This window comes from Pseudomonas sp. RW409 (genome assembly GCF_003184125.1).
Classification (GTDB): Bacteria; Pseudomonadota; Gammaproteobacteria; order Pseudomonadales; family Pseudomonadaceae; genus Aquipseudomonas; species Aquipseudomonas chlororaphis_I.
Genome location: NZ_QHHP01000033.1, coordinates 209,951 through 236,166, shown reverse-complemented (window position 1 = coordinate 236,166; position 26,216 = coordinate 209,951). Strand labels below are relative to the sequence as shown.

Below are 26,216 nucleotides of genomic sequence, written 5' to 3'. Positions count from 1 at the left end.
CCATCGCGAGCAAGCTCGCTCCTACAAAGGTGGAAAGTGCCGTCCGTAGGAAGGTCGAAACTTTCCCGTCAGCCGGGCAGTCATCAAAAGACAGAGGCGGTTCGAAGACCCTGAGACGGGAGCGGACATGGCGGCGATTCATATCGGTATTTCCGGCTGGCGCTACAAGCCCTGGCGTGGAGACTTCTACCCCGAGGGGCTGACGCACAAGCGCGAGCTGCAATTCGCTTCGCGCGCGGTCAACAGCATCGAAATCAACGGCTCGTTCTACGCGCTGCAGACCCCCGAGCGTTATGCCGACTGGTATGCCGATACCCCCAGGGACTTCGTGTTCAGCGTCAAGGCGCCGCGCTACATCACCCATATCCTGCGGCTGCGGGACGTGCACAAGCCGATCGCCAACTTCTTCGCCTCGGGCGTGCTGGAGCTCAAGGACAAGCTCGGGCCGATCCTCTGGCAGTTTCCACCGAGTTTTCAGTTCGACGCCGAGCTGTTCGGCGCCTTTCTTCAGCAACTGCCCGCCGATACCGAACAGGCCGCCGCCCTCGCCCGCCAGCACGAACCACGCCTGAACGGCCACGCCAGCACCAAGGCCTACGGCAAAAAAGCCATGCGCCATGCCGTGGAAATCCGCCATGCAAGCTTTGCCGTGCCCGAATTCCCGCACCTGCTGCGCCAGCACGGTGTGGCGCTGGTGGTGGCCGACACCGCCGGCAAGTGGCCTTATTGCGAGGACCTGACCGGCGATTTCGTCTATCTGCGGCTGCATGGCGACAAGGCGTTGTATGCCAGCGGCTATACGCCCCAGGCCCTGAAGCGCTGGGGCGACCGGATCGAGGCCTGGCACAACGGCAAACAACCCGCCGATGCCCGGCTGATCGACGCCCGGCATACCCCCAGGGTGCGCAAGAGCCGGGAGGTGTTCTGCTATTTCGACAATGACCTCAAGGTCCGCGCGCCCTTCGATGCCCGCCGGTTGCTGCAGCGCTTCGGGCTCGACAAGGCGCTGGCGACGACGCCCGGCGAGCCGGCCCCGCCCGGGGTGCTGCCATGAGCCATGACGAGTCGGCCAACAGCCCGATACCACCCGCGATCGGGCTTGCCGCCGCGCGCCGCTTCACGGTGCTGACGGTGAACACCCACAAGGGCTTCACCGCCCTGAACCGGCGCTTCATCCTGCCCGAGCTGCGCGAGGCGGTGCGCAGCGTGGAGGCGGATGTGGTGTTCCTGCAAGAGGTGCACGGCGCCCACGACCAGCACCCGCAGCGCTACAACAACTGGCCGAGCATGCCGCAATACGAGTTCCTCGCCGACAGCATCTGGCCGCAGTTCGCCTATGGGCGCAATGCGGTGTACCCGGCTGGCGACCACGGCAATGCGCTGCTGTCGAAGTTCCAGATCATTCGCTACGACAACCTCGACATCTCCCTGTCCGGGCACGAGAGCCGCGGCCTGCTGCATTGCGTGCTGCGCCTGCCCGGCGATGCCCTGGAAGTGCATGCCATTTGCGTGCACCTGGGGTTGCGCGAAAGCCATCGCCAGCAACAGCTGGATCTGCTGCTGCAGTTGATCGCCGAGCTACCCGTCGATGCGCCCTTGATCGTCGCCGGCGACTTCAACGACTGGCGGCTGCGCGCCGATGCACGGCTCGCGCCCAGTGGCTTGCGGGAGGCCTTTGTCAGCCTGCACGGCAAGCCAGCGCGCAGCTTCCCCGCGCGCCTGCCGCTGCTGCGGCTGGACCGGATCTACGTGCGTCATCTGAAGGTCCACCGGCCCCAGGTACTGGACACCCATCCCTGGTCCCATCTCTCCGATCACGCGCCGCTGTCGGTCGAGGTCGAGCTATGAACGACATGCCCCTGGAAAAAACCACGGTGGACAGCCTGCCCGATGCCGGGCTGGCCCACGAGCCGCCACGGATGGACCTCGAATATGGCTGGCACAGCAACAACCGGGTGGTGCTGCTGGAAAATGGCGAAGCCTATTTCCCCCGGGTGTTCGAAGTGCTGCGCCAGGCGCAGAGCGAGATCCTGCTGGAGACCTTCATTCTCTTCGAGGACAAGGTCGGCCATGAGCTGCACCGCATCCTGATCGAGGCCGCACAGCGTGGCGTACGGGTCACTGTCAGCCTGGACGGCTTCGGTTGCGGCGAACTGAGCACCGAGTTCCTTGCCGCCATGAGCAACGCCGGGGTGCGCTTGCAGATATTCGACCCGGCGCAGCCGATTTTCGGGGTGCGCACCAACTGGTTCCGCCGCCTGCATCGCAAGATAGTGGTGGTCGACGGCGCCATCGCCTTTGTCGGCGGGATCAACTTCTCCGCCGATCACCTGGCCGATTTCGGCCCCCAGGCCAAACAGGATTACTCGGTAGAGATCCAGGGGCCGGCGGTGGTGGATATCCACCATTTCGCCCTGCTGCAAGGCGACCGCCCGGCCCGCGCCCGCTACTGGTGGCAACGCCGCCGGCAGCGCCGCGCGCAGTTGGCCCTGACCGACCATGACGGCCAGGTACGCCTGGTCTATCGCGACAACCGCCTGCACCGCAGCGATATCGAAGAGGTCTACCGCCTGGTGCTGCGCGGGGCCCGGCAGCGGGTGGTAATCGCCAATGCCTACTTCTTCCCCGGCTATCGGCTGCTGCGCGAGATCCGCAACGCCGCGCGCCGTGGCGTCGAGGTACGGCTGATCCTGCAGGGCGAGCCGGACATGCTGGTGGCCAGGCTGGCGGCACGCATGCTCTATGACTACCTGCTCAAGGATGGCGTGACCATCTACGAATATTGCGAACGGCCACTGCACGGCAAGGTGGCGCTGGTGGACGACGACTGGAGCACCGTGGGCTCGAGCAATCTCGACCCGCTGAGCCTGTCGCTGAACCTGGAAGCCAATGTGCTGATCCGCGACCGGGCCTTCAATCACGACCTGTTCGAGCGCCTCGACCGGCTCAGCCGCGACCACTGCCAGGCCATGCCGGCCAAGGGCTCCGGCCGCGGCCGCCTGTGGCGCCTGACCGTGGGCTTCCTGGTGTTTCACATCCTGCGTCACTTTCCGGCCTGGGCCGGCTGGCTGCCCGCCCACAAGCCGCTATTGAAGCCCTTCGGCCAGGCCGCCCCCCAGCGGGAGTCGCCCCATGAGCCGCACTGACGCCCATGGCTCGACGCCCGCCGCGTCGCATGCCCGGTCGCGCTGGCAACGCCTGAAGAAACCGCTGACCATCGCCTTCTTCCTGCTGCTGATCGTGCTGTTCACCCTGCTGGCCCGGCGCATCGACTGGAGCGAAGTGCTTGGCACCCTGGCCGACTTCAAGGTGCGTACCCTGGTCATCGCCGCGAGCCTGACCCTGGCCAGCTTCCTGGTCTACGCCTGCTTCGACCTGATCGGGCGCACCTACATCCGGCAGAACCTCGGCTGGCGGCAGATCCTGCCGGTGGGGTTCATCAGCTATGCCTTCAACCTCAACCTCAGCGCCTGGGTCGGCGGGATCGCCATGCGCTACCGGCTGTACTCCAGGCTCGGGGTGAGCACCGGCAACATCGCCAAGATCCTCGGCCTGAGCCTGGCCACTAACTGGTTCGGCTACATGGCCCTGGCCGGCACCGTGTTCGCCAGTGGCCTGATGAAGTTGCCGCCCGGCTGGCAGCTCAGCAACGGCGCGTTACAGGGGGTGGGCGTCCTGCTGCTGGTGCTGGGCGTGGGCTACCTGGCGGCCTGTCGGTTTTCCCGGCGGCGCGAGTGGTCGATACGCGGGGTCGAGATCAACCTGCCCTCGTTGCACATGGCCCTGTTGCAACTGGCCCTGGGCGCGCTCAACTGGTCGCTGATGGCAGCGGTGATCTTTACCCTGCTGCCCAGCAAGCTCGATTACCCGGTGGTGCTCGGGGTGCTGCTGATCAGCAGCATCGCCGGGGTCATCACCCATATTCCGGCGGGGCTGGGGGTGTTGGAGGCGGTGTTCATCGCCCTGCTGCAACATGAGGTGTCCCGCGGCAGCCTGCTGGCCGGGTTGATCGCCTACCGGGCGATCTACTTCATCCTGCCGCTGCTGATCGCGCTGCTGATGTACCTGCTGGTAGAGGCCAGGGCCAAGGCGTTGCACGTGGAGAAAAAGCCGCGCAAAGGCGGCTGACGCTATCGCGACAAACGCGCGCGTTCCTCTCCGGGAGCGAGCTTGCGCACCTCATTCAACCAGCGCTCCCGACTATTGCGACTGAATGATGCTCAACCGTTCTCCCACCACCATTTCCGTGATCCAGTCCACCAGGATCGAGGTGTAGGCCTGCTGCGACACGGGATTGCTCAGGGCATGGTCGGCGCCGTCGATGATCCGGTGGGTCATGGAATGGGTCTGCTGGCAGGCCGCGCGGTAACTCATGATGGTGGCGTGTGGCACATGCTCGTCGGTCTCCGACTCCACCAGCAGCACATCCCCGGTGAACGCCGCGCAGGCATGCAGCGCCCGGTTGCTGTCCATGCGCACCAGGCTGCTGCGGTAATCCAGCAGGTCGGCCTTGTCCAGGTCGCGCTTGGGGCTGTTCCAGGCTTCGTCGCGGTACAGCGCCGGGACCCGCAGCGCCAGCCAGCGCACCGGTCGCAGCGAGGTCAGGATGCTCGCCAGGTAGCCACCGTAACTGGTGCCCACCACGGCGATTGCCGAGGTATCAAGGGCCGGGTGGGCCAGCAGGCGGTCATAGGCCGCCAACAGGTCGCGCAGGTTGTCTTCGCGGCTCACGCGGTTCAGCGGGATACCGCTGCCGGCGTGGCCCCGCAGGTCGAAGGTCAGGCACACGCAACCCAGCCCGGCGATGCCCCGGGCGCGCTCCAGGTCGCGCTCCTGGCTACCGCCCCAGCCGTGGACAAACAGTACGCCGGGGACTTTCGACCTGGGAGTGAGGAAGGTCCCGCTCATCTGCTCGTCATCGATGTCGATTTGAATGCTTTCGCTTCTAGCCGTCATAGGATTGGACCGTTGCATATTTGAGAAGAAAGTCACTGTGCTCCGCGGGCCCGCGATAGACCTCGATGGCATCGGCCGGCAAAGGCTGGTCGACATAGGTTTCCACCGCGGACACACGAATCACGCGCATGCCCGGATGGTCGATAAAGGCCTGCAAAGCCGCCACTTCGGCGCTGCTGGCACCGCCCATGCGCCACGATTGCTCGAGTACGCCGCTGCGCTGCCGGCCTTCGGCGTCCAGGCCCTGGGCGATGTCGTAATTGCGCCGGGAGGCGAAAAACCGCGGATAGGCCTCATCGGCGGCGGCGTCGAAAACCCGGGCCTGCTGCACCGCCTGGCGCACGTCCGGCGGCAGTGGCAGCGCCAGCAACTCAGGGTAGCCCCCCTGCACCACCAACAGCTCGGAGCCACCGTAGACCTGCTCGCCGTCGGCGTCCTCGGTCAGGTACTGCTGGCCGCAGTAGCTGAGGACATGGCCGGCGATAAAGGACTGGCCGGCGCTGTAGGTGACCACCTGTTGCAGGTCCTGCTCCAGGACCACGCCTTCATTGAACTGCCGGGCGACGTCCGGTTGCGTCAGCAGCTCGTCGAAGAGCTCCAGGCTCTCGATCACCTGCTGGCCACGACCGGCGCAGGCATGGATCGGCTTCATGCGGATCGGCCCGCTGTAAAGCAAATGGCTGGCCGCTGGCCGGGCATCGTTCAGGGAGAACACGCTCAGGCCGTCCAGCACCACATTGCGCACCCGCCGGGAGAACAGCGGCGCCCACCCCGGCGGGGCCACGGCGTTCTTGTTCAGCAAGCCATGGGTGATGGCCTTGGTGCAGATAAAGTCATGCTCGACATACCCGCCCCACAGGTCGTCCGGCCCCGTGACCCGCAATTGCCGGGCCGCGGCAGGGCCGACGATGGTCTGCGTCGGCAACAGGTACAGCTCGTCCTGGCCATGCACGAGCGGGTCGTAGTCACCGGCGAACTCCAGCCCGAGGATTTGCGCCAGCCACCGGGCCAGCGCGCGATTGGTCTCCACGACATGCTGCGAGGCCCCAGGGTGGACCGAGTGGGCGACCACCCGTTTCTTGCGTTGCGTCGGGGTCATGCGTCCCCCTTCGTCATCGGCGTGGTGAATGTACAAGGAAGGGTGCAGGGATCACGCCAAGGCCCGGGGGGAGTCGAATAGCCCCTGGATAAGCGCTCTACACCATCGTTGCTGGCATTGGGCCTGTCTTATTTTGCACGATCGGCCGGCGCCGCCCGGTATTTTGCACGACTCGCGGGCTCAGCCCTGCCCGGCCCGCGCCAGCGGTGTCGGCGGCGTCACGCCGAAACGCGCGCGATATTCGCTGGGCGCAAGCCCGGTGATCTTCTTGAAGGTGGCGCGGAACGCCCCCGGATCCTGGTAACCGACCGTCCAGGCGATATGGTCGATGGTGCCGTTGGTGAACTCGAGCATTTCCCGGGCCTTGCCCACCCGCAGGTGCTGGCAATATTCGGTGGGCTTGAGCCCGGTGGCGGCCCGAAAGCGCCGCAGGAAGGTGCGTTCCTCCAGCCCGGCCTGCTGCGCCATGACGGCGAGGGAAACGTCCACCGCGCCATTGGCCTGCAGCCAGTGCTGCACCTTGAGGATCGCCGCGTCGCCGTGGCCGAGGATCGGCGCGAAGTTACTGCCGCACTGGCTGGCGCTGTCGCTGTGTTCGATCACCAGAAAACGCGCGGTGCCGCTGGCGATGCTCGGGCCTAGCAGGCGGTCGACCATGCGCAACCCGAGTTCGGACCAGGCCATCAGGCCGGCGGTGGTGATCAGGTCGCCATCGTCGACGATCGGCTTGTCGGCGTTCAGGCGGATGTTCGGGTAGCGCTCGGCGAACTGCTTCGCCGAGGTCCAGTGAGTGGTGGCACTGCGACCGTCGAGCAGGCCACTTTCGGCCAGCAGGATCGAGCCGACACAGACCCCGCCCAGGGTCGCGCCATTGGCATGCTGCTGGCGCAGCCATTGGGTCAGCGCCTGCGGTGCCTGCGCCCGGGAGAAGCCGGCCACCGAGGGTGGGATCAGCACCGCCAGCAATGGCCCCTCAACATCAGGGTGACTGTCGTATACCCGTATAGGCGCCTGGTCGGCCTGCGCCTGCCAGTGGCTGATGCGCAACAGCGGCAACTGCGTACTGCGTTGTTCGGCGGCGATACGGTTGGCGACCCCGAACAGGTCGGTCAAGCCATGCACCGCGGCCATCTGTGCCCCGGGATAGATCAGCACGCCCAGCTCGGCGACTGCGCTTTCCATACCCATTGTCAGTTTTCCCCCTGCTATTGTCGGTGCGGCCAATCCTCGACCGGCCCGCCGGAGCCAATACTGGACTCCACAGCCAGCCACTACTTCAGAGGACACACCCATGGCCAAGCAAGCGCTCATCGTAGTCGATATCCAGAACGACTACTTCCCCAACGGCAAGTGGCCCCTGGTGGGCGTCGAAGCCGCCGCCGACAACGCCGCGCGGCTGATCCAAGCCTTCCGTGACAGCGGCCAGCAGGTGGTGCACATCCGCCACGAATTCACTTCCGACAGCGCGCCGTTCTTCACCCCCGGCTCCAGCGGCGCACAACTGCATCCCAAGGTCAGCAACCGCGCCGACGAACCGGTGGTGCTCAAGCACTTCGTCAATTCGTTCCGCGAAACCGAGCTCGAAGCCATTCTCGACCAACACGACATCGAACAACTGGTGGTGGTCGGCAGCATGAGTCACATGTGCATCGACGGCGTCACCCGCGCTGCCGCCGACCTGGGCTATGGCGTCACAGTGATCCATGACGCCTGCGCCACCCGCGACCTCGAATTCAATGGTGTGGTGGTGCCAGCGGCCCAGGTCCACGCTGCATTCATGTCGTCCCTCGGGTTCGCCTACGCCAGCGTGGTGTCCACCGATGAGTTTCTGGCAGGCAGCCGCTGATTCTGTCGGGCCGTTCCTTGCTGGAGGCTCTGGGACAACGGAGTCCCCAGCACCGAACTTGCGATAGATAGAAAGCAAAAAGCCCGTAGCGTTTGCGCGCTACGGGCCTTTTTCATGCCGTTGCCGAGAGGGCTCTCTTAGAACGGAATATCGTCATCGAAGCTGTCGTCGAAGTTCTGCGCCGGCTGTGGCGAGGACTGCTGAGGCGCTGGACGCGATTCGCGTTGTGGCGCCTGCGAAGGCTGTGGACGCGACTGCTGCGGACGTGGCGCGGAGTTGCCCATGCCCTGGCCCTGGTCGCCCTGTGGACGGCCGCCCAGCAGCTGCATGGTGCCCTGCATGTCGACGATGATTTCAGTGGTGTAGCGCTTGATGCCGTCTTTTTCCCACTCGCGGGTCTGCAGCTTGCCTTCGATGTAGACCTGCGAACCTTTGCGCAGGTATTCGCCGGCGATTTCCGCGACCTTGCCGAACATCGACACACGGTGCCACTCGGTCTTCTCGACCTTCTGACCGGTTTGCTTGTCGGTCCACTGTTCGCTGGTGGCCAGACTCAGGTTGGTCACGGCGTTACCGTTAGGCAGGTAGCGAACTTCAGGATCCTGGCCGCAAGTGCCGACCAATATGACTTTGTTAACCCCACGGGCCATAACGTTCTCCTAGGCTTCACACGCCGATCGGGCTGGGTTGACCAGCTGCTCGAGGGTCGCGCGATCCAATAATTCGGTGTCCAATTTGATGTAAATGGCGGCTTCTTCGGCCACCATCACTGCATCTGTTACCCCAACAACGGCCTTCAGGCGCTCGACCAGACCGGCTTCGCGGATCGCTTCGGGCGATAACGGCAAGCGCAGGCTCGTCACGTAAGGAGGTTCGCGCATGGTAACAGCAAAGGCCAACCACAGGGCAGCAAGTCCTGCACACCCCAGGAACACAACCGACAAACCGCCATGCTGGAACAACCAGCCGCCGAGAATGCCACCCAGCGCCGAACCGAGGAACTGGCTGGTGGAATAGACCCCCATGGCCGTGCCCTTGCCGCCGGCCGGTGAAACCTTGCTGATCAGCGACGGCAGCGAAGCTTCCAGCAGGTTGAACGCGGTGAAGAACACCACCGTGCCGATCACCAGCGCCCGCAGGCTGTCGCCGAACTCCCAGAAGAATAGCTCGGTGAGCAGCAGCGTACTGACCGCGCCCAGCAGAACTCGTTTCATTTTGCGTTTTTTCTCGCCGTAGATGATGAACGGGATCATGGCGAAGAAGGAGATCAACAGCGCGGTGAGGTAGACCCACCAGTGCTGTTCCTTGGGCAGGCCGGCTTTTTCCACCAGGGCCAGCGGCAAGGCGACGAAGCTCGACATCAGCATCGCATGCAACACGAAGATACCAAGATCCAGGCGCAACAGGTCCGGATGCTTGAGCGTCGGCAACAGCGCCTGGCGCGCGACCCCGGACTCACGGTGCTGCAATGGGCCGGTCGAGTGCGGCACCATGAAGGCAACGATGAAAATGCCCAGCAGCGCCATGCCGCCGGTGGCGAAGAACAGCCCGGACAAACCGAAAGCGCGGGTCAGCAGCGGGCCGGCCACCATGGCCACGGCAAAGGACAGGCCGATGGTCATGCCGATCATGGCCATGGCCTTGGTGCGGTGCTGCTCGCGGGTCAGGTCCGACAACAGCGCCATGACCGCCGCGGAAATCGCCCCGGCACCCTGCAGGATGCGCCCGGCGATCACGCCCCAGATCGAGTCGGCGTTGGCCGCCAGCACACTGCCCAGGGCAAAGACGATCAGCCCCAGGTAAATCACCGGACGACGACCGATACGGTCGGAAATGATCCCGAACGGGATCTGGAAAATCGCCTGGGTCAGGCCGTAAGCGCCGATCGCCAACCCGATCAGGGCAGGGGTCGCTCCTGCCAGATCCATCCCATAGGTCGCCAGGACCGGCAACACCATGAACATGCCAAGCATACGGAAGGCGAACACCAGGGCCAGACCGCTTGCCGCGCGGGTCTCGGCGCCACTCATGCGCTCGCTGTGGGGATCATGCATGGAAAAACCTCGTGTGAACCGGCGGCGATTCTACCAGTCCGATCGATTGACGGGGTATATGGCGACGCTTTGCCGCGCAGGTTTCATCTACGGCTGCACAGACCTCATTTGATAGTGTGCATCCATCCAGTATTTGCCCTTATACTCCTACGTTTTCGACGCCCGCCGAGCGAGGCCACTTTGGACAAGATCCTGATTCGTGGGGCCCGAACCCACAACCTGAAGAACATCGACCTGACCCTGCCACGGGACAAACTGATCGTCATCACCGGCCTGTCCGGATCCGGCAAATCGTCTCTGGCGTTCGACACCTTGTATGCCGAAGGCCAGCGCCGTTATGTCGAGTCGCTGTCGGCCTATGCCCGGCAATTCCTGTCGATGATGGAAAAACCCGACGTCGACACCATCGAAGGTTTGTCGCCAGCGATTTCCATCGAACAGAAATCCACCTCGCACAACCCGCGCTCCACCGTCGGCACCATCACCGAGATCTACGACTACCTGCGCCTGTTGTATGCACGCGTGGGTACGCCACGCTGCCCGGATCACGACATCCCGCTGGAAGCCCAGACCGTCAGCCAGATGGTCGACCTGGTGCTGGCCCAGCCGGAAGGCAGCAAGCTGATGCTGCTGGCGCCGGTGATTCGCGAGCGCAAGGGCGAGCACCTGTCGGTCTTCGAGGAACTGCGTGCCCAGGGCTTCGTTCGCGCCCGGGTCAACGGCAAGCTCTACGAGCTGGATGAGTTGCCGAAGCTGGATAAACAGAAAAAGCACTCGATCGATGTGGTGGTCGACCGCTTCAAGGTCCGCACCGACCTGCAGCAGCGTCTGGCCGAGTCGTTCGAGACCGCGCTGAAGCTGGCCGACGGTATCGCCCTGGTGGCGCCAATGGACGACGAACCCGGCGAAGAAATCATCTTCTCCGCGCGCTTCGCCTGCCCGATCTGCGGCCACGCCATCAGCGAACTGGAACCCAAGCTGTTCTCCTTCAACAACCCGGCCGGTGCCTGCCCGACCTGCGACGGCCTGGGGGTCAAGCAGTTCTTCGACATCAAGCGCCTGGTCAATGGCGAGCTGACCCTGGCCGAAGGGGCGATTCGCGGCTGGGACAGGCGCAACGTCTATTACTTCCAGATGCTCGGCTCGCTGGCGTCGCATTACGGCTTCAGCCTGGAAGTACCGTTCAACCAGCTGCCGGCCGACCAGCAGAAGGTCATCCTCAACGGCAGCGGCACGCAGAACGTCGACTTCAAGTACCTCAACGATCGTGGCGATATCGTCAAGCGCTCCCACCCGTTCGAAGGCATCGTGCCGAACCTGGAACGTCGCTACCGCGAGACCGAATCGGCCACCGTGCGCGAGGAGCTGGCCAAGTTCCTCAGCACCCAGCCGTGCCCGGACTGCCGTGGTACCCGCCTGCGTCGTGAAGCACGCCACGTGTGGGTCGGCGAGAAGACTTTGCCGGCCGTCACCAGCCTGCCGATCGGCGATGCCACCGATTACTTCGGCACCTTGTCGCTGACCGGACGCCGTGGCGAGATCGCCGACAAGATCCTCAAGGAGATCCGCGAGCGCCTGCAGTTCCTGGTCAACGTCGGCCTGGACTACCTGACCCTGGATCGCAGCGCCGACACCCTGTCCGGCGGCGAGGCGCAGCGGATCCGCCTGGCCAGCCAGATCGGCGCCGGCCTGGTAGGAGTGATGTACATCCTCGATGAACCCTCCATCGGTCTGCACCAGCGCGACAACGACCGTCTGCTGGGCACCCTGAAACACCTGCGGGATATCGGCAACACGGTGATCGTGGTCGAACACGACGAGGACGCCATTCGCCTGGCCGACTATGTGGTGGACATCGGCCCGGGCGCCGGCGTGCATGGCGGGCAGATCGTCGCCGAGGGCACTCCCGACGAGGTGATGTCCCATCCCGACTCGCTGACCGGCAAGTACCTCTCCGGTCGGGTGAAAATCGCCGTGCCGGCCAAGCGTACGCCACGCAACAAGAAGCTTTCGCTGTCCCTCAAGGGGGCCCGCGGCAACAACTTGCGCAACGTCGACCTGGAGATTCCGATCGGCCTGCTGACCTGCGTGACCGGTGTCTCCGGCTCGGGCAAATCGACCCTGATCAACAACACCCTGTTCCCCCTCAGTGCCACGGCGCTGAACGGCGCGACCACGCTGGAAGCCGCTGCGCACGACAGCATCAACGGCCTGCAGCACCTGGACAAGGTGGTGGATATCGACCAGAGCCCGATCGGTCGCACCCCCCGCTCCAACCCGGCGACCTACACCGGGCTGTTCACGCCGATTCGCGAACTGTTTGCCGGGGTTCCCGAATCGCGCTCGCGCGGCTACGGTCCGGGCCGCTTCTCCTTCAACGTCAAGGGCGGACGCTGCGAAGCCTGCCAGGGCGACGGCCTGATCAAGGTGGAAATGCACTTCCTGCCGGATATCTACGTGCCGTGCGATGTGTGCAAGAGCAAGCGCTACAACCGCGAAACCCTTGAGATCAAATACAAGGGCAAGAGCATCCACGAGGTCCTGGAAATGACCATCGAGGAAGCGCGGGAGTTCTTCGACCCGGTGCCGGCACTGGCGCGCAAGCTGCAGACGCTGATGGACGTGGGGCTGTCCTATATCAAGCTGGGGCAGTCGGCGACGACCTTGTCCGGCGGTGAAGCGCAGCGGGTCAAGCTGTCTCGCGAGCTGTCCAAGCGCGATACAGGGAAGACCCTCTACATCCTCGACGAGCCAACCACCGGCCTGCACTTCGCCGATATCCAGCAGTTGCTGGACGTTCTGCATCGCCTGCGCGACCACGGCAACACTGTGGTGGTGATCGAGCACAACCTGGATGTGATCAAGACTGCCGACTGGCTGGTGGACCTGGGGCCGGAAGGCGGTTCCAAGGGTGGTCAGATCATTGCCGTAGGTACACCGGAGCAATTGGCAGAGATGCCGCAATCCCATACCGGTTACTACCTCAAGCCACTGCTGACCCGCGACCGGGCCTGAGCCCCATGAAAAAGCCCCTGCCATTGGGAAATGGCAGGGGCTTTTTTGTGCCCGTCAGAGCCCTGCAGTTGCCTGCAGGAAAGGGCTAGCGCATCAGAACTGCGACTGCAGGTAGTTTTCCAGACCGATCGACTTGATCAGACCCAACTGCTTTTCCAGCCAGTAGGTATGGTCTTCTTCGGTATCGGCCAACTGCACACGCAGGATGTCGCGGCTGACATAGTCCTTGTGCTTCTCGCACAGCTCGATGCCCTTGCACAGTGCTGCGCGGACCTTGTACTCCAGGCGCAGGTCAGCGGCGAACATATCCGGCACGGTGGTGCCGATATCCAGATCGTCAGGGCGCATGCGTGGCGTGCCTTCGAGCATCAGGATGCGGCGCATCAATGCATCGGCGTGTTGAGTCTCTTCTTCCATCTCGTGATTGATGCGCTCGTAGAGCTTGCTGAAGCCCCAGTCTTCATACATACGCGAGTGGATGAAATATTGGTCACGTGCTGCCAGCTCGCCCGTCAGCAACGTGTTGAGGTAATCGATTACGTCCGGGTGACCTTGCATCGCCCTACATCTCCCTGCTTGAAAGTCTGTATTTTGAACCAAGCTGACTTGCAGGTCACTGTAAAAACGCTAACAAAGTGAAGAATTCCAGAGAAAAGTAGCCGAAAAAACGCAAAAAACCGCCCAAATGAGGGCGGTTCTGCTTATCGTTTAGACTTAGTTAAGCTGTACACCCAACGCCTTTGCGACACCTTCTCCATAAGCCGGGTCAGCCTTGAAGAAATGTTGCAGCTGACGCTGAACCACATCCGAGCTGACACCCGCCATCGCACCGGCGATGTTGTTGATCAACAGGGCTTGCTGCTGATCGTTCATCAGGCGGAACAGAGCGCCTGCATGGCTGTAGTAGTCGGTGTCTTCGCGGTGATCGTAACGATCCGCCGCACCGCTGAGTGCCAAGGCCGGCTCTGCGTAGCGAGGAGCCTGTTTCGGCGCGTCGGCGTAGCTGTTCGGCTCGTAGTTCGGTGCCGCGCCGCCATTGCTGCCAAAGGCCATGGCGCCGTCACGCTGGTAGCTGTTCACTGGGCTGCGTGGGGCGTTGACCGGCAGTTGCTGGTGGTTGGTGCCAACACGGTAGCGATGAGCGTCGGCGTAAGCGAATACGCGGCCTTGCAGCATGCGATCCGGCGACAGGCCGACACCCGGAACCATGTTGCTAGGACCAAAGGCAGCCTGCTCGACTTCCGCGAAGTAGTTCAGTGGATTGCGGTTCAACTCCAGCTCACCGACTTCGATCAGCGGGAACTCCTTCTGCGACCAGGTCTTGGTCACGTCGAACGGGTTCTCGTAATGAGCGGCAGCCTCAGCCTCGGTCATGATCTGAATGCACACGCTCCATTTCGGGAAGTCGCCGCGCTCGATCGCGTTGAACAGGTCACGCTGGGCGTAATCCGGGTCGGTACCCGCCAGGCGGGCAGCCTCGGCCGGCGCCAGGTTCTTGATGCCTTGCTTGGTCTTGTAGTGCCATTTCACCCAGTGACGCTCGCCTTTGGCGTTGATCAGGCTGTAGGTGTGGCTGCCAAAGCCGTGCATATGACGATAGCCGTCCGGAATCCCGCGATCCGAGAACAGGATGGTGACCTGGTGCAGCGCTTCAGGCGAGTGCGACCAGAAGTCCCACATTGCCTGGCCGCTCTTCAGGTTGCTCTGCGGCAGACGTTTCTGGGTGTGGATAAAGTCGGGAAACTTCAGCGGGTCGCGAATGAAGAACACAGGTGTGTTGTTGCCAACGATGTCCCAGTTACCTTCTTCGGTATAGAACTTCAGGGCAAAGCCGCGTGGGTCACGCTCGGTATCAGCCGAGCCACGTTCGCCACCTACGGTCGAGAAACGCAGGAACGTAGGGGTTTGCTTACCTACGGACTCGAAAAGCTTGGCGCTGGTGTATTCGGTGATGTCGCGGGTCACAGTGAAAGTACCGTAGGCACCCGAACCCTTGGCGTGCACGCGACGCTCAGGAATGTTTTCACGGTTGAAGTGGGCAAGCTTCTCGATCAGATGAAAATCATCGAGCAGCAGCGGGCCACGAGGGCCAGCAGAACGGGAATTCTGGTTATCGGCGACTGGAGCGCCACTTGCGGTGGTAAGCGTTTTGTTTTGGCTCATGCTCAATCTTCCTCTGTCAGTCTTGGAACTGCCGGCTAATCGGCTGACGAGGAGTATCGACCATCAAGATGACAGCATCAAATGCATTAAATGATTACTATCGATAGTATTTTTCTAATACAACAGACACAAAAAACCGGGCACTAGGCCCGGTTCTTTGTATTTGACGTCTTATTCAGCGGATACAGCTTCACCGCCGACAGCACGATCAACCAACTCGACGTACGCCATAGGCGCGTTGTCGCCAGCGCGGAAACCGCACTTGAGGATGCGCAGGTAGCCACCCTCACGGGTAGCGTAACGCTTGCCCAGGTCGTTGAAGAGCTTACCAACGATAGCTTTCGAACGAGTACGGTCGAAAGCCAGACGGCGGTTAGCCAGGCTGTCTGTCTTGGCCAAAGTGATCAGCGGCTCAGCAACGCGGCGCAGTTCTTTGGCTTTCGGCAGTGTAGTTTTGATCAGCTCGTGCTCGAACAGCGACACCGCCATGTTTTGGAACATGGCCTTGCGGTGCGAGCTGGTGCGGCTCAGGTGACGACCACTTTTACGATGACGCATGGTTCATTCCTTACCAAACACAACGTTCGGTGATTACGACGATCAGGCAGTCGCCTTGTCGTCCTTCTTAAGACTTGCAGGCGGCCAGTTGTCGAGGCGCATGCCGAGGGACAGACCGCGGGAGGCCAGAACGTCCTTGATTTCAGTCAAGGATTTCTTGCCAAGGTTCGGAGTCTTCAACAGTTCTACTTCGGTACGCTGAATCAGGTCGCCGATGTAGTAAATGTTTTCCGCCTTAAGGCAGTTAGCCGAACGTACAGTCAGTTCCAGATCGTCAACCGGGCGAAGCAGGATCGGATCGATCTCGTCTTCCTGCTCGATTACCACTGGCTCACTGTCACCCTTGAGGTCGACGAACGCAGCCAACTGCTGTTGCAGGATGGTTGCAGCACGACGGATAGCCTCTTCAGGATCCAGGGTACCGTTGGTTTCCAGATCAATAACCAGCTTGTCCAGGTTGGTACGCTGCTCGACACGGGCGTTTTCCACCACGTATGCGATACGGCGAACCGGGCTGAACGAAGAGTCAAGCTGCAAGCGACCGATGCTGCGGCTTTCGTCTTCATCGCTCTGACGCGAGTCTGCCGGTTCATAACCACGACCACGAGCTACTACGAGCTTCATGTTCAGGGCGCCGTTAGACGCCAGGTTAGCGATTACGTGATCGGGGTTAACGATCTCGACATCATGATCCAGCTGAATATCGGCAGCGGTAACCACCCCCGAACCCTTCTTCGACAAGGTCAGCGTAACTTCGTCACGGCCGTGCAGCTTGATAGCCAGACCTTTAAGGTTCAACAGGATTTCAATTACGTCTTCCTGTACACCTTCGATGGCGCTGTACTCGTGGAGCACACCGTCAATCTCGGCCTCGACTACTGCACAGCCGGGCATTGAGGACAACAGGATGCGGCGCAGCGCGTTGCCCAGGGTGTGGCCAAAACCACGCTCGAGAGGCTCGAGGGTGATCTTGGCGCGGGTTGGACTGACAACCTGCACATCAATATGGCGGGGTGTCAGGAACTCATTTACCGAAATCTGCATGGATGCACCTATTTTCTAGCCCTTACTTGGAGTAGAGCTCGACAATCAGGCTTTCGTTGATGTCGGCGGACAGATCACTGCGAGCTGGAACGTTCTTGAAAACGCCCGACTTCTTCTCAGTGTCTACTTCTACCCATTCTACGCGGCCACGTTGGGCACACAGATCGAGAGCTTGGACAATGCGAAGTTGGTTTTTTGCTTTCTCGCGAACAGCAACCACGTCACCAGCACGAACCTGGTAGGACGGAACGTTAACGGTCTGACCGTTTACGCTGATCGACTTGTGCGATACCAGCTGACGGGATTCGGCACGAGTCGAACCGAAGCCCATACGGTATACAACGTTGTCCAGACGGCATTCAAGCAGTTGCAGCAGGTTCTCACCGGTTGCACCTTTCTTGCCAGCAGCTTCTTTGTAGTAGCCGCTGAATTGACGCTCGAGAACGCCGTAGATACGACGGACCTTCTGCTTTTCACGCAGTTGGGTGCCGTAGTCGGACTGGCGACCGCGGCGCTGGCCGTGGATACCAGGTGCTGCTTCGATGTTGCACTTGGATTCGATAGCGCGCACGCCGCTCTTCAGGAAGAGATCGGTGCCTTCGCGACGAGCCAGTTTGCATTTTGGACCAATGTAACGAGCCATTCTTTACAATCTCCTGGATTACACGCGGCGCTTCTTCGGCGGACGGCACCCGTTGTGCGGGATTGGCGTCACGTCGGTGATGCTGGCGATCTTGTAGCCACAGCCGTTCAAAGCGCGGACTGCGGATTCACGACCTGGACCTGGGCCCTTGACGTTAACGTCGAGGTTTTTCAGGCCATATTCCAGCGCAGCTTGACCAGCACGCTCAGCAGCTACTTGAGCAGCGAACGGGGTGGACTTGCGGGAACCGCGGAAACCCGAACCACCGGAGGTTGCCCAGGAAAGAGCGTTACCTTGACGGTCGGTGATGGTCACGATGGTGTTGTTGAAAGACGCGTGGATGTGGGCGATGCCATCAACCACTGTCTTTTTAATCTTTTTACGAGGACGAGCAGCAGGTTTTGCCATGACTAAATTCCTGTCGATTCGCTGGTGCGATTACTTGCGGATCGGCTTACGCGGACCTTTGCGAGTACGCGCGTTGGTCTTGGTACGCTGACCGCGTACTGGCAGACCACGACGATGGCGCAGACCGCGGTAGCAGCCCAGATCCATCAAGCGTTTGATTTTCATGTTGATTTCGCGACGCAGGTCACCTTCAGTGGTGAACTTCGCCACTTCGCCACGCAGCTGTTCAATTTGCTCGTCGCTCAGATCCTTGATCTTTGCGGCTGGGTTGACCCCAGTCTCTGCACAGATTTTCTGCGCAGTCGTGCGACCAACACCATAGATGTAGGTCAGCGAGATAACAGTATGCTTGTTATCTGGAATGTTAACGCCTGCAATACGGGCCATTCAGTGGGACTCCAATTGACAGCTACCTACGCCCCGGAAGCCAAGAAATAGGGCGCGAGATAATATCGCTGTAATAACAAATAATCAACCCAGCAGCGCACTAGCTGCTGGGCTTGAAGCACAATCACACTCAGCCTTGGCGCTGTTTGTGACGCGGTTCCGCGCTGCAAATTACTCGAACAACACCTTCGCGGCGAATAATCTTGCAGTTACGGCACAGCTTTTTCACCGATGCACGAACTTTCATCACCAACTCCTCGAACCTTATGGGTCAGCGCAGCATGCCGCTGCCGTAACCCTTCAGGTTGGCTTTCTTCATCAGGGATTCGTACTGGTGCGAAACGAGGTGCGATTGTACTTGCGACATAAAGTCCATAACAACCACGACCACGATCAGCAACGAGGTCCCGCCAAGGTAGAACGGAACGTTTGCTGCAACCACCAGGAACTGGGGCAACAGGCAGACGGCCGTCATATATAGAGCACCGAACATGGTCAAGCGGGTCAGAACGCCATCAATGTAGCGCGCCGACTGCTCACCTGGACGGATGCCCGGAATAAAGGCACCGGACTTCTTCAGGTTTTCCGCTACGTCTTTCGGATTGAACATCAACGCCGTATAGAAGAAGCAGAAGAAAATAATCCCTGCACTAAACAGCAGAATATTCAACGGCTGACCAGGAGCGATCGACTGCGAGATGTCCTGCAACCAGCCCATACCTTCAGACTGACCGAACCAGGCACCCAACGAAGCCGGGAACAGCAAAATGCTGCTCGCGAAAATAGCAGGAATAACGCCTGCCATATTCACTTTCAGCGGCAAGTGGCTAGTCTGCGCAGCAAACACCTTGCGGCCCTGCTGACGCTTGGCATAGTGAACAGCAATACGACGCTGACCACGCTCAATGAACACCACAAAACCGATAATCGCTACTGCCAGCAAACCGATGGCAACCAGGGCAAAAATGTTGATATCACCCTGACGCGCAGACTCGAAAGACTGCCCGATCGCTCTCGGAAGACCGGCGACGATACCTGCGAAAATCAACATCGAGATACCGTTGCCAACACCACGCTCAGTAATCTGCTCACCCAGCCACATCATGAACATCGCACCAGCCACAAAAGTGGATACCGCGACGAAATGGAAGCCAAAGTCACCAGTGAACGCAACGCCCTGCCCTGCCAGGCCAACGGACATGCCGATGGCCTGAACAAGAGCTAGGACGACAGTGCCGTAGCGGGTGTACTGGCTGATCTTGCGACGGCCAGCTTCACCTTCCTTCTTCAACTGCTCCAGCTGCGGGCTGACGGCGGTCATCAGCTGCATGATGATCGATGCCGAGATGTACGGCATGATCCCCAGTGCAAAGATGCTCATCCGCTCCAGCGCGCCGCCGGAAAACATGTTGAACAAGCTAAGAATGGTCCCCTCATTCTGTCGAAACAGGTCTGCGAGTCGGTCAGGGTTGATACCTGGAACCGGGATGTGTGCGCCTATTCGGTAGACGATAATCGCCAAGAACAGAAAACGCAGACGAGCCCAGAGTTCAGACATACCGCCTTTGCCGAGCGCAGAGAGAGCACCTTGCTTAGCCATTTATTCCTCGAACTTGCCGCCAGCTGCTTCGATAGCCGCACGCGCACCTTTGGTGGCTGCGATGCCCTTGATAGTCACAGCGCGAGTAACTTCGCCGGACAGCATGATTTTCACACGCTGTACGTTTTGGTTAATCACGTTGGCATCTTTCAGGGACTGCACGGTGACGATGTCGCCTTCCACTTTAGCCAACTCGGACAGACGCACTTCTGCGCGATCCATGGCTTTCAGGGATACGAAACCGAACTTCGGCAGGCGACGATGCAGCGGCTGCTGACCGCCTTCAAAGCCTGGAGCAATGGTGCCACCGGAGCGGGAAGTCTGACCTTTGTGACCACGGCCACCAGTCTTACCCAAACCACTACCGATACCACGGCCCGGACGATGCTTTTCGCGACGGGAACCCGGCGCTGGACTCAGATCATTGAGTTTCATCGATTAACCCTCGACACGCAGCATGTAGTAAGCCTTGTTGATCATCCCGCGGTTCTCGGGAGTATCCTGGACTTCTACAGTGTGACCGATGCGACGCAGACCCAGACCCTTAACGCACAGTTTGTGGTTAGGGATACGGCCGGTCATGCTTTTGATCAGCGTTACTTTAACGGTAGCCATGATCAGATGATCTCCTGGACGCTTTTGCCACGCTTGGCGGCAATGGATTCAGGGGACTGCATTGCTTTCAAACCCTTGAAAGTGGCGTGAACCACGTTTACTGGGTTAGTCGAGCCGTAGCACTTGGCCAGAACGTTCTGAACGCCAGCAACTTCGAGGACAGCACGCATAGCGCCGCCAGCGATGATACCGGTACCTTCAGAAGCAGGCTGCATGTACACCTTCGAAGCGCCGTGAGCGGACTTCATTGCGTACTGCAGAGTGGTGCCGTTCAGATCAACCTGGATCATGTTGCGGCGAGCAGCTTCCATTGCCTTCTGGATCGCAGCAGGCACTTCACGCGACTTGCCACGGCCGAAGCCAACGCGACCTTTACCATCACCAACCACGGTCAACGCGGTGAAAGTGAAGATACGGCCGCCTTTTACGGTTTTGGCTACGCGGTTAACTTGAACCAGCTTCTCGATGTAGCCTTCGTCGCGCTTTTGGTCGTTATTTGACATAACTTAGAACTCCAGCCCAGCTTCACGAGCAGCATCAGCCAGCGCCTTGACGCGGCCGTGGTACTTGAAGCCAGAGCGGTCGAAAGCCACCTGCGAGACGCCAGCGGCTTTTGCACGCGTAGCGACCAGCTGGCCAACCTTAGTGGCCGCGTCGATGTTGCCAGTGGCGCCATCACGCAGTTCTTTATCCAAAGTCGAGGCGCTTGCCAGGACTTTGTTGCCGTCGGCCGAAATGACCTGGGCGTAGATGTGCTGCGAAGAGCGGAACACGCAGAGACGCACGACTTCGAGTTCGTGCATTTTCAGGCGTGCTTTGCGAGCGCGACGCAGTCGAGTAACTTTTTTGTCGGTCATTTGCTATGCCCTACTTCTTCTTGGCTTCTTTACGACGGACGACTTCGTCCGCGTAGCGCACACCTTTACCTTTGTAAGGCTCTGGTGGACGGAAGTCGCGGATCTCAGCGGCCACTTGACCTACCAGCTGCTTGTCGATGCCCTTGATCAGGATATCGGTCTGGCTAGGAGTCTCAGCGGTGATGCCTTCCGGCAGCTCGTAGTCCACTGGATGCGAGAAGCCAAGGGCCAGGTTCAGCACTGTGCCTTTTGCTTGCGCTTTGTAACCAACACCGACCAGCTGGAGCTTGCGCTCGAAGCCTTGGCTTACGCCTTGGACCATGTTGTTTACCAACGCACGAGTGGTACCGGCCATTGCGCGAGTTTGTTGGTCGCCATTGCGAGCAGCGAAACGCAGCTCACCAGCTTCCTGAACAATTTCAACGGACGAGTGTACGTTCAGTTCGAGAGTGCCCTTGGCACCCTTCACCGAAAGCTGTTGGCCGGCGAATTTAACTTCAACACCAGCTGGCAGCTTAACGGGGTTCTTAGCGACGCGAGACATGCTTATCCCCCCTTAGAACACAGTGCAAAGAACTTCGCCGCCGACACCGGCAGCGCGCGCAGCACGATCAGTCATCACACCTTTGTTGGTGGAGACGATAGACACGCCGAGACCGCCACGAACTTTCGGCAGATCTTCAACGGACTTGTACTGACGCAGGCCTGGACGGCTAACGCGCTTCACTTCCTCGATGACCGGACGGCCTTCGAAGTATTTCAGCTCGATGGACAGCAGTGGCTTAGTTTCGCTGCTGATCTGATAACCCGCGATGTAACCTTCGTCCTTCAGGACTTTTGCTACAGCCACCTTCAGCGTGGAAGACGGCATGCTTACGACGGACTTTTCAGCCATCTGGGCATTACGGATTCGAGTTAGCATGTCCGCTAACGGGTCCTGCATACTCATGGGCTAGACGCTCCTGATACAAAAAAAATGAGCCTTGCGGCTACAGCTTGTCGCCGAGAAATTCCGGGCAAAAAACACGGGCTCAGGCGAGCCGGTCATTCTAGACACACCCCAGAAATGAATCAAGCCCCAAAAGGGGCTTGATTCATGTTCAAGGTCACCGGTGGTCAGGATCTTGCGACCCCGAACACCGCGACTTTGATAGCTATTACCAGCTGGCTTTAACCAGACCTGGTACGTCACCACGCATTGCAGCTTCACGCAGCTTGTTACGGCCGAGGCCGAACTTGCGGTAAACGCCGTGCGGACGACCAGTCAGGCGGCAGCGGTTACGCATGCGCGAAGCGCTCGCGTCACGTGGCTGCTTCTGCAGAGCTACGGTAGCTTCCCAACGCGCTTCTGGACTTGCGTTCAGATCGACGATGATAGCTTTCAGCGCTGCACGCTTGGTGGCGTACTTGGCAACGGTGAGCTGACGCTTCAGCTCACGGTTTTTCATGCTCTTCTTGGCCATTTTCCTACTCCAATCAGTTGCGGAACGGGAATTTGAAAGCACGCAGCAGAGCGCGGCCTTCATCATCGTTCTTGGCAGTGGTGGTCAGGGTAATGTCCAGACCGCGGAGAGCATCGATCTTGTCGTAGTCGATTTCCGGGAAGATGATCTGCTCTTTCACGCCCATGCTGTAGTTGCCACGACCATCGAAGGACTTGGCATTCAGGCCGCGGAAGTCGCGAACCCGAGGCAGGGAGATCGACAGCAGACGATCCAGGAACTCGTACATACGCTCACGGCGCAGGGTCACTTTGACGCCGATCGGCCAACCTTCACGGACTTTAAAGCCAGCGATGGATTTCCGAGCGTAGGTCACAACGACTTTCTGGCCGGTGATCTTTTCCAGGTCAGCAACAGCGTGCTCGATGACTTTTTTGTCGCCGATCGCTTCGCCCAGACCCATGTTCAGGGTGATTTTGGTAACGCGCGGAACTTCCATCACGTTCGAAAGCTTAAGTTCATCCTTAAGTTTCGGAGCGATTTCCTTCCGGTAAATCTCTTGTAGTCGTGCCATGGTCTTCTACCTAGCAGTGTTCAAGCATCAACCGCTTTTTGGGTCGACTTGAAGACACGAATTTTTTTGCCGTCTTCTACTTTGAAACCAACGCGGTCAGCCTTGTTGGTTTCGCCGTTGAAAATGGCGACGTTGGAAGCGTGCAGTGGCGCTTCTTTCTCGACGATACCGCCCTGTACGCCCGACATCGGGTTAGGCTTGGTATGACGCTTGACCAGGTTCAGACCACCAACAACCAGACGGTTGTCAGCGAGAACCTTAAGCACCTTACCGCGCTTACCCTTGTCTTTGCCGGCGATCACGATGATCTCGTCGTCACGACGAATCTTTTGCATGTCGGATCTCCTTACAGCACTTCTGGGGCGAGCGAGACGATCTTCATGAACTTCTCAGTACGAAGTTCACGGGTCACTGGCCCAAAGATACGGGTGCCGATCGGCTCTTGCTTGTTGTTCAACAGAACAGCAGCGTTGCCATCAAAGCGGATGATGGAGCCGTCAGCACGACGGACGCCATGGCGAGTGCGGACTACAACAGCAGTCATCACTTGACCTTTCTTCACTTTACCGCGAGGAATTGCTTCCTTGACGGTAACTTTGATGATGTCACCGATACCAGCGTAACGACGATGGGAGCCACCCAGCACCTTGATGCACATAACGCGGCGAGCGCCGCTGTTATCGGCCACATCGAGCATGGATTGAGTCTGAATCATATAATTTCTCCGACCCTTAGCCCTTAGACTTCCACAGCGCGTTCGAGAACATCAACCAGAGCCCAAGACTTGGTCTTGGCCATCGGACGAGTTTCACGAATAGTGACTTTGTCGCCGATGTGGCACTGGTTGGTTTCGTCGTGCGCGTGCAGCTTAGTCGAACGCTTAACGTATTTACCGTAGATAGGGTGCTTAACGCGACGCTCGATCAGAACGGTGATGGTCTTGTCCATCTTGTCGCTGACAACACGGCCAGTCAGCGTACGGACAGTTTTTTCGGCTTCAGCCATGATTACTTACCTGCCTGCTGGTTGAGCACAGTCTTCACGCGAGCGATGTCACGTTTAACTTGCGAGAGCAGATGAGACTGCCCCAACTGGCCAGTTGCCTTCTGCATACGCAGATTGAACTGGTCGCGCAGCAGGCCGAGCAGTTGCTCGTTCAGCTGCTGTGCGGATTTTTCACGAAGTTCATTCGCTTTCATCACATCACCGTCCGTTTAACAAAGGAGGTGGCGAGCGGCAGCTTTGCAGCAGCCAGGGCGAAAGCCTCACGCGCCAGCTCTTCAGAAACACCCTCGATTTCATACAGGACTTTGCCTGGCTGAATCTGGGCAACCCAGTATTCGACGTTACCCTTACCTTTACCCATCCGAACTTCGAGTGGTTTCTTGGAAATAGGCTTGTCCGGGAATACACGGATCCAGATCTTGCCGCCACGTTTTACGTGACGGGTCAGAGCACGACGCGCTGACTCGATCTGACGAGCGGTGAGACGACCACGAGCAACAGACTTCAGCGCGAACTCGCCGAAGCTGACTTTGCTACCGCGCAATGCCAGACCACGGTTGTGGCCGGTCATTTGCTTGCGGAACTTCGTACGCTTTGGTTGCAACATTTGGCGTACCCCTTACTTAGCAGCTTTTTTACGAGGCGCTGGTGCTTGTGGCTTCAGCTCTTCTTGGCGACCACCAATTACTTCGCCTTTGAAGATCCAAACCTTCACACCGATCACACCGTAAGTGGTGTGAGCTTCGTAGGTGGCATAGTCGATATCGGCACGCAGGGTGTGCAGTGGCACACGACCTTCGCGATACCATTCAGTACGTGCGATTTCAGCACCGCCGAGACGACCGCTCACTTGGATTTTGATGCCTTTGGCACCAATGCGCATGGCGTTCTGTACTGCGCGCTTCATAGCGCGACGGAACATTACACGACGCTCCAGCTGCTGAGCTACGCTCTGGGCAACCAGCATACCGTCGAGCTCCGGCTTACGGATCTCTTCGATATTGATGTGCACAGGCACACCCATTTGCTTGGTCAGGTCCTGACGCAGTTTCTCAACATCTTCACCTTTCTTGCCGATCACGATGCCGGGACGAGCGGTGTGGATGGTGATGCGTGCAGTTTGAGCCGGACGATGGATATCGATACGGCTTACGGACGCGCTTTTTAGTTTGTCTTGGAGGTACTCACGCACATTCAGATCTGCGAGCAAATAGTCCGCATAAGTCCGACCGTCTGCGTACCAGACGGAGGTGTGCTCCTTGACGATTCCCAGGCGAATGCCAATGGGATGTACTTTCTGACCCATCTCTTCGACTCCGTTACTTGTCAGCAACCTTGACAGTGATATGGCAAGACCGCTTGACGATGCGATCAGCACGGCCTTTGGCACGCGGCATGATGCGCTTCAGCGAACGCCCTTCGTTGACGAAAACGGTGGAGACCTTCAGGTCATCAACGTCTGCGCCTTCGTTATGCTCGGCGTTGGCTACGGCCGACTCCAGCACTTTCTTCATGATCTCGGCGGCTTTCTTACTGCTGAAAGCCAACAGGTTGAGCGCTTCGCCCACCTTCTTCCCGCGGATCTGGTCGGCGACCAAGCGGGCTTTCTGGGCGGAGATTCGAGCGCCCGACAACTTAGCGGCTACTTCCATCGTTCCTTACCCCTTAACGCTTGGCTTTCTTGTCAGCCACGTGCCCGCGATATGTACGGGTACCGGCGAACTCGCCCAGTTTGTGGCCGACCATGTCTTCGTTCACGAGAACTGGAACATGTTGACGACCGTTATGCACAGCAATGGTCAGACCGACCATTTGTGGCAGGATCATGGAACGGCGCGACCAGGTCTTAACTGGTTTGCGATCGTTCTTTTCCGCCGCCACTTCGATCTTCTTCAGTAGGTGAAGATCAATAAAAGGACCTTTTTTCAGAGAACGTGGCACTGTCGTATC

At 59.7% G+C, this 26,216-nt stretch carries 36 protein-coding genes; 6 read left to right on the top strand and 30 right to left on the bottom strand.

Going from position 1 to position 26,216, the window contains the following annotated elements; genetic code table 11:
* The first annotated feature begins 127 nt into the window (after nucleotides 1-127).
* The 4 genes from DK261_RS14265 to DK261_RS14250 are packed head-to-tail and all read left to right on the top strand — an operon-like array spanning nucleotide 128 to nucleotide 4,128.
* Nucleotides 128-1,054 (top strand): DUF72 domain-containing protein, encoded by a 927-nt coding sequence (locus DK261_RS14265; protein WP_110175874.1) that lies wholly within the window; start codon nucleotides 128-130, stop codon nucleotides 1,052-1,054.
* On the top strand, nucleotides 1,051-1,848 hold the full coding sequence (locus DK261_RS14260; RefSeq protein ID WP_016702652.1) for an endonuclease/exonuclease/phosphatase family protein: 798 nt from the start codon (nucleotides 1,051-1,053) through the stop codon (nucleotides 1,846-1,848). Before DK261_RS14265 ends, DK261_RS14260 begins: the two co-directional genes overlap by 4 nt.
* Entirely contained in the window at nucleotides 1,845-3,146 is a 1,302-nt protein-coding gene (clsB, locus tag DK261_RS14255; protein WP_016702651.1) for a cardiolipin synthase ClsB, read from the top strand. Before DK261_RS14260 ends, clsB begins: the two co-directional genes overlap by 4 nt.
* Nucleotides 3,133-4,128 (top strand): lysylphosphatidylglycerol synthase domain-containing protein, encoded by a 996-nt coding sequence (locus DK261_RS14250; protein ID WP_110175873.1) that lies wholly within the window; start codon nucleotides 3,133-3,135, stop codon nucleotides 4,126-4,128. The genes clsB and DK261_RS14250 overlap by 14 nt, the downstream gene beginning before the upstream one ends.
* 72 nt (nucleotides 4,129-4,200) lie before the next feature.
* Here DK261_RS14250 and DK261_RS14245 read toward each other — a convergent pair whose 3' ends face one another.
* The 3 genes from DK261_RS14245 to DK261_RS14235 all read right to left on the bottom strand — a co-directional run bounded on the left by DK261_RS14245 (nucleotide 4,201) and on the right by DK261_RS14235 (nucleotide 7,243).
* On the bottom strand, nucleotides 4,201-4,956 hold the full coding sequence (locus tag DK261_RS14245; RefSeq protein ID WP_110175872.1) for a S9 family peptidase: 756 nt from the start codon (nucleotides 4,954-4,956) through the stop codon (nucleotides 4,201-4,203).
* Entirely contained in the window at nucleotides 4,946-6,055 is a 1,110-nt protein-coding gene (locus DK261_RS14240) for a DUF3182 family protein (RefSeq protein WP_038635583.1), read from the bottom strand. Before DK261_RS14240 ends, DK261_RS14245 begins: the two co-directional genes overlap by 11 nt.
* Nucleotides 6,056-6,235: 180 nt before the next feature.
* Complete coding sequence (locus tag DK261_RS14235; protein ID WP_016702648.1) at nucleotides 6,236-7,243, bottom strand: GlxA family transcriptional regulator; 1,008 nt, start codon at nucleotides 7,241-7,243, stop codon at nucleotides 6,236-6,238.
* Between the two features lie 103 nt (nucleotides 7,244-7,346).
* Here DK261_RS14235 and DK261_RS14230 point away from each other — a divergent pair, with 103 nt between their 5' ends.
* Nucleotides 7,347-7,901, top strand: a complete 555-nt coding sequence (locus DK261_RS14230) for a cysteine hydrolase family protein (protein ID WP_009051113.1) — start codon at nucleotides 7,347-7,349, stop codon at nucleotides 7,899-7,901.
* A 137-nt stretch (nucleotides 7,902-8,038) separates the two neighbouring features.
* Here DK261_RS14230 and DK261_RS14225 read toward each other — a convergent pair whose 3' ends face one another.
* Both DK261_RS14225 and DK261_RS14220 read right to left on the bottom strand, forming a co-directional pair.
* Nucleotides 8,039-8,551, bottom strand: coding sequence for a single-stranded DNA-binding protein (locus tag DK261_RS14225; RefSeq protein ID WP_009045846.1), 513 nt, complete (start codon nucleotides 8,549-8,551; stop codon nucleotides 8,039-8,041).
* 9 nt (nucleotides 8,552-8,560) lie between these two features.
* Nucleotides 8,561-9,955, bottom strand: a complete 1,395-nt coding sequence (locus DK261_RS14220) for an MFS transporter (RefSeq protein ID WP_009051114.1) — start codon at nucleotides 9,953-9,955, stop codon at nucleotides 8,561-8,563.
* A gap of 180 nt (nucleotides 9,956-10,135) precedes the next feature.
* On the opposite strand from DK261_RS14220, the gene uvrA reads away from it, so the two are divergent.
* Nucleotides 10,136-12,970 carry an excinuclease ABC subunit UvrA gene (uvrA, locus tag DK261_RS14215; protein WP_016702646.1) on the top strand — a complete coding sequence of 945 codons (2,835 nt, stop codon included), beginning with the start codon at nucleotides 10,136-10,138 and terminating at the stop codon, nucleotides 12,968-12,970.
* A gap of 93 nt (nucleotides 12,971-13,063) precedes the next feature.
* On the opposite strand, the gene bfr is transcribed toward uvrA, so the two are convergent.
* The 25 genes from bfr to rpsS form a co-directional block, all read right to left on the bottom strand.
* Nucleotides 13,064-13,528, bottom strand: a complete 465-nt coding sequence (gene bfr / locus DK261_RS14210) for a bacterioferritin (RefSeq protein ID WP_007924173.1) — start codon at nucleotides 13,526-13,528, stop codon at nucleotides 13,064-13,066.
* 156 nt (nucleotides 13,529-13,684) lie between these two features.
* Nucleotides 13,685-15,133, bottom strand: a complete 1,449-nt coding sequence (locus DK261_RS14205) for a catalase (protein WP_016702645.1) — start codon at nucleotides 15,131-15,133, stop codon at nucleotides 13,685-13,687.
* Nucleotides 15,134-15,304: 171 nt separating this feature from the next.
* Nucleotides 15,305-15,691 carry a 50S ribosomal protein L17 gene (gene rplQ / locus DK261_RS14200; protein ID WP_007924175.1) on the bottom strand — a complete coding sequence of 129 codons (387 nt, stop codon included), beginning with the start codon at nucleotides 15,689-15,691 and terminating at the stop codon, nucleotides 15,305-15,307.
* A 42-nt stretch (nucleotides 15,692-15,733) separates the two neighbouring features.
* Nucleotides 15,734-16,735 carry a DNA-directed RNA polymerase subunit alpha gene (gene rpoA / locus DK261_RS14195; RefSeq protein ID WP_007924176.1) on the bottom strand — a complete coding sequence of 334 codons (1,002 nt, stop codon included), beginning with the start codon at nucleotides 16,733-16,735 and terminating at the stop codon, nucleotides 15,734-15,736.
* 22 nt (nucleotides 16,736-16,757) lie between these two features.
* Nucleotides 16,758-17,378: a 30S ribosomal protein S4 gene (rpsD, locus tag DK261_RS14190; protein ID WP_003176404.1), complete on the bottom strand. Its 621-nt coding sequence runs from the start codon at nucleotides 17,376-17,378 to the stop codon at nucleotides 16,758-16,760.
* A gap of 18 nt (nucleotides 17,379-17,396) precedes the next feature.
* Nucleotides 17,397-17,786: a 30S ribosomal protein S11 gene (gene rpsK / locus DK261_RS14185; RefSeq protein ID WP_007924177.1), complete on the bottom strand. Its 390-nt coding sequence runs from the start codon at nucleotides 17,784-17,786 to the stop codon at nucleotides 17,397-17,399.
* Between the two features lie 30 nt (nucleotides 17,787-17,816).
* Nucleotides 17,817-18,173: a 30S ribosomal protein S13 gene (rpsM, locus tag DK261_RS14180; RefSeq protein ID WP_009045849.1), complete on the bottom strand. Its 357-nt coding sequence runs from the start codon at nucleotides 18,171-18,173 to the stop codon at nucleotides 17,817-17,819.
* A 130-nt stretch (nucleotides 18,174-18,303) separates the two neighbouring features.
* Complete coding sequence (rpmJ, locus tag DK261_RS14175; RefSeq protein WP_002555468.1) at nucleotides 18,304-18,420, bottom strand: 50S ribosomal protein L36; 117 nt, start codon at nucleotides 18,418-18,420, stop codon at nucleotides 18,304-18,306.
* 24 nt (nucleotides 18,421-18,444) lie between these two features.
* On the bottom strand, nucleotides 18,445-19,773 hold the full coding sequence (gene secY, locus DK261_RS14170; RefSeq protein ID WP_007924182.1) for a preprotein translocase subunit SecY: 1,329 nt from the start codon (nucleotides 19,771-19,773) through the stop codon (nucleotides 18,445-18,447).
* Nucleotides 19,774-20,208 carry a 50S ribosomal protein L15 gene (rplO, locus tag DK261_RS14165; RefSeq protein ID WP_007924183.1) on the bottom strand — a complete coding sequence of 145 codons (435 nt, stop codon included), beginning with the start codon at nucleotides 20,206-20,208 and terminating at the stop codon, nucleotides 19,774-19,776.
* 3 nt (nucleotides 20,209-20,211) lie between these two features.
* A complete protein-coding gene (gene rpmD / locus DK261_RS14160) occupies nucleotides 20,212-20,388 on the bottom strand; it encodes a 50S ribosomal protein L30 (protein ID WP_003176408.1) in 177 nt (58 codons plus the stop codon).
* 2 nt (nucleotides 20,389-20,390) lie between these two features.
* Nucleotides 20,391-20,891 (bottom strand): 30S ribosomal protein S5, encoded by a 501-nt coding sequence (rpsE, locus tag DK261_RS14155; RefSeq protein WP_007924184.1) that lies wholly within the window; start codon nucleotides 20,889-20,891, stop codon nucleotides 20,391-20,393.
* Nucleotides 20,892-20,894: 3 nt separating this feature from the next.
* Complete coding sequence (gene rplR, locus DK261_RS14150) at nucleotides 20,895-21,245, bottom strand: 50S ribosomal protein L18 (protein WP_003186037.1); 351 nt, start codon at nucleotides 21,243-21,245, stop codon at nucleotides 20,895-20,897.
* Between the two features lie 10 nt (nucleotides 21,246-21,255).
* Complete coding sequence (rplF, locus tag DK261_RS14145; protein ID WP_007924185.1) at nucleotides 21,256-21,789, bottom strand: 50S ribosomal protein L6; 534 nt, start codon at nucleotides 21,787-21,789, stop codon at nucleotides 21,256-21,258.
* 12 nt (nucleotides 21,790-21,801) lie between these two features.
* Nucleotides 21,802-22,194, bottom strand: coding sequence for a 30S ribosomal protein S8 (gene rpsH, locus DK261_RS14140; protein ID WP_003228724.1), 393 nt, complete (start codon nucleotides 22,192-22,194; stop codon nucleotides 21,802-21,804).
* 208 nt (nucleotides 22,195-22,402) lie between these two features.
* Nucleotides 22,403-22,708, bottom strand: a complete 306-nt coding sequence (gene rpsN, locus DK261_RS14135) for a 30S ribosomal protein S14 (protein WP_003228726.1) — start codon at nucleotides 22,706-22,708, stop codon at nucleotides 22,403-22,405.
* Between the two features lie 13 nt (nucleotides 22,709-22,721).
* The gene (gene rplE / locus DK261_RS14130; RefSeq protein ID WP_007924186.1) at nucleotides 22,722-23,261 is read right to left on the bottom strand and encodes a 50S ribosomal protein L5; all 540 of its coding nucleotides are present in this window, start codon (nucleotides 23,259-23,261) and stop codon (nucleotides 22,722-22,724) included.
* A 20-nt stretch (nucleotides 23,262-23,281) separates the two neighbouring features.
* Nucleotides 23,282-23,596 carry a 50S ribosomal protein L24 gene (rplX, locus tag DK261_RS14125; protein ID WP_003186046.1) on the bottom strand — a complete coding sequence of 105 codons (315 nt, stop codon included), beginning with the start codon at nucleotides 23,594-23,596 and terminating at the stop codon, nucleotides 23,282-23,284.
* 11 nt (nucleotides 23,597-23,607) lie between these two features.
* Nucleotides 23,608-23,976 (bottom strand): 50S ribosomal protein L14, encoded by a 369-nt coding sequence (gene rplN / locus DK261_RS14120; RefSeq protein ID WP_002555479.1) that lies wholly within the window; start codon nucleotides 23,974-23,976, stop codon nucleotides 23,608-23,610.
* A gap of 23 nt (nucleotides 23,977-23,999) precedes the next feature.
* A complete protein-coding gene (rpsQ, locus tag DK261_RS14115; RefSeq protein ID WP_003194644.1) occupies nucleotides 24,000-24,266 on the bottom strand; it encodes a 30S ribosomal protein S17 in 267 nt (88 codons plus the stop codon).
* Nucleotides 24,267-24,268: 2 nt separating this feature from the next.
* On the bottom strand, nucleotides 24,269-24,460 hold the full coding sequence (rpmC, locus tag DK261_RS14110) for a 50S ribosomal protein L29 (RefSeq protein ID WP_002555481.1): 192 nt from the start codon (nucleotides 24,458-24,460) through the stop codon (nucleotides 24,269-24,271).
* Nucleotides 24,460-24,873 carry a 50S ribosomal protein L16 gene (rplP, locus tag DK261_RS14105; protein WP_003228729.1) on the bottom strand — a complete coding sequence of 138 codons (414 nt, stop codon included), beginning with the start codon at nucleotides 24,871-24,873 and terminating at the stop codon, nucleotides 24,460-24,462. The genes rpmC and rplP overlap by 1 nt, the downstream gene beginning before the upstream one ends.
* 12 nt (nucleotides 24,874-24,885) lie before the next feature.
* Nucleotides 24,886-25,572: a 30S ribosomal protein S3 gene (gene rpsC / locus DK261_RS14100; RefSeq protein WP_007924192.1), complete on the bottom strand. Its 687-nt coding sequence runs from the start codon at nucleotides 25,570-25,572 to the stop codon at nucleotides 24,886-24,888.
* A 13-nt stretch (nucleotides 25,573-25,585) separates the two neighbouring features.
* Nucleotides 25,586-25,918 (bottom strand): 50S ribosomal protein L22, encoded by a 333-nt coding sequence (gene rplV / locus DK261_RS14095; RefSeq protein ID WP_003103908.1) that lies wholly within the window; start codon nucleotides 25,916-25,918, stop codon nucleotides 25,586-25,588.
* Nucleotides 25,919-25,931: 13 nt separating this feature from the next.
* A complete protein-coding gene (gene rpsS, locus DK261_RS14090) occupies nucleotides 25,932-26,207 on the bottom strand; it encodes a 30S ribosomal protein S19 (RefSeq protein WP_002555486.1) in 276 nt (91 codons plus the stop codon).
* Nucleotides 26,208-26,216 lie beyond the last annotated feature (9 nt).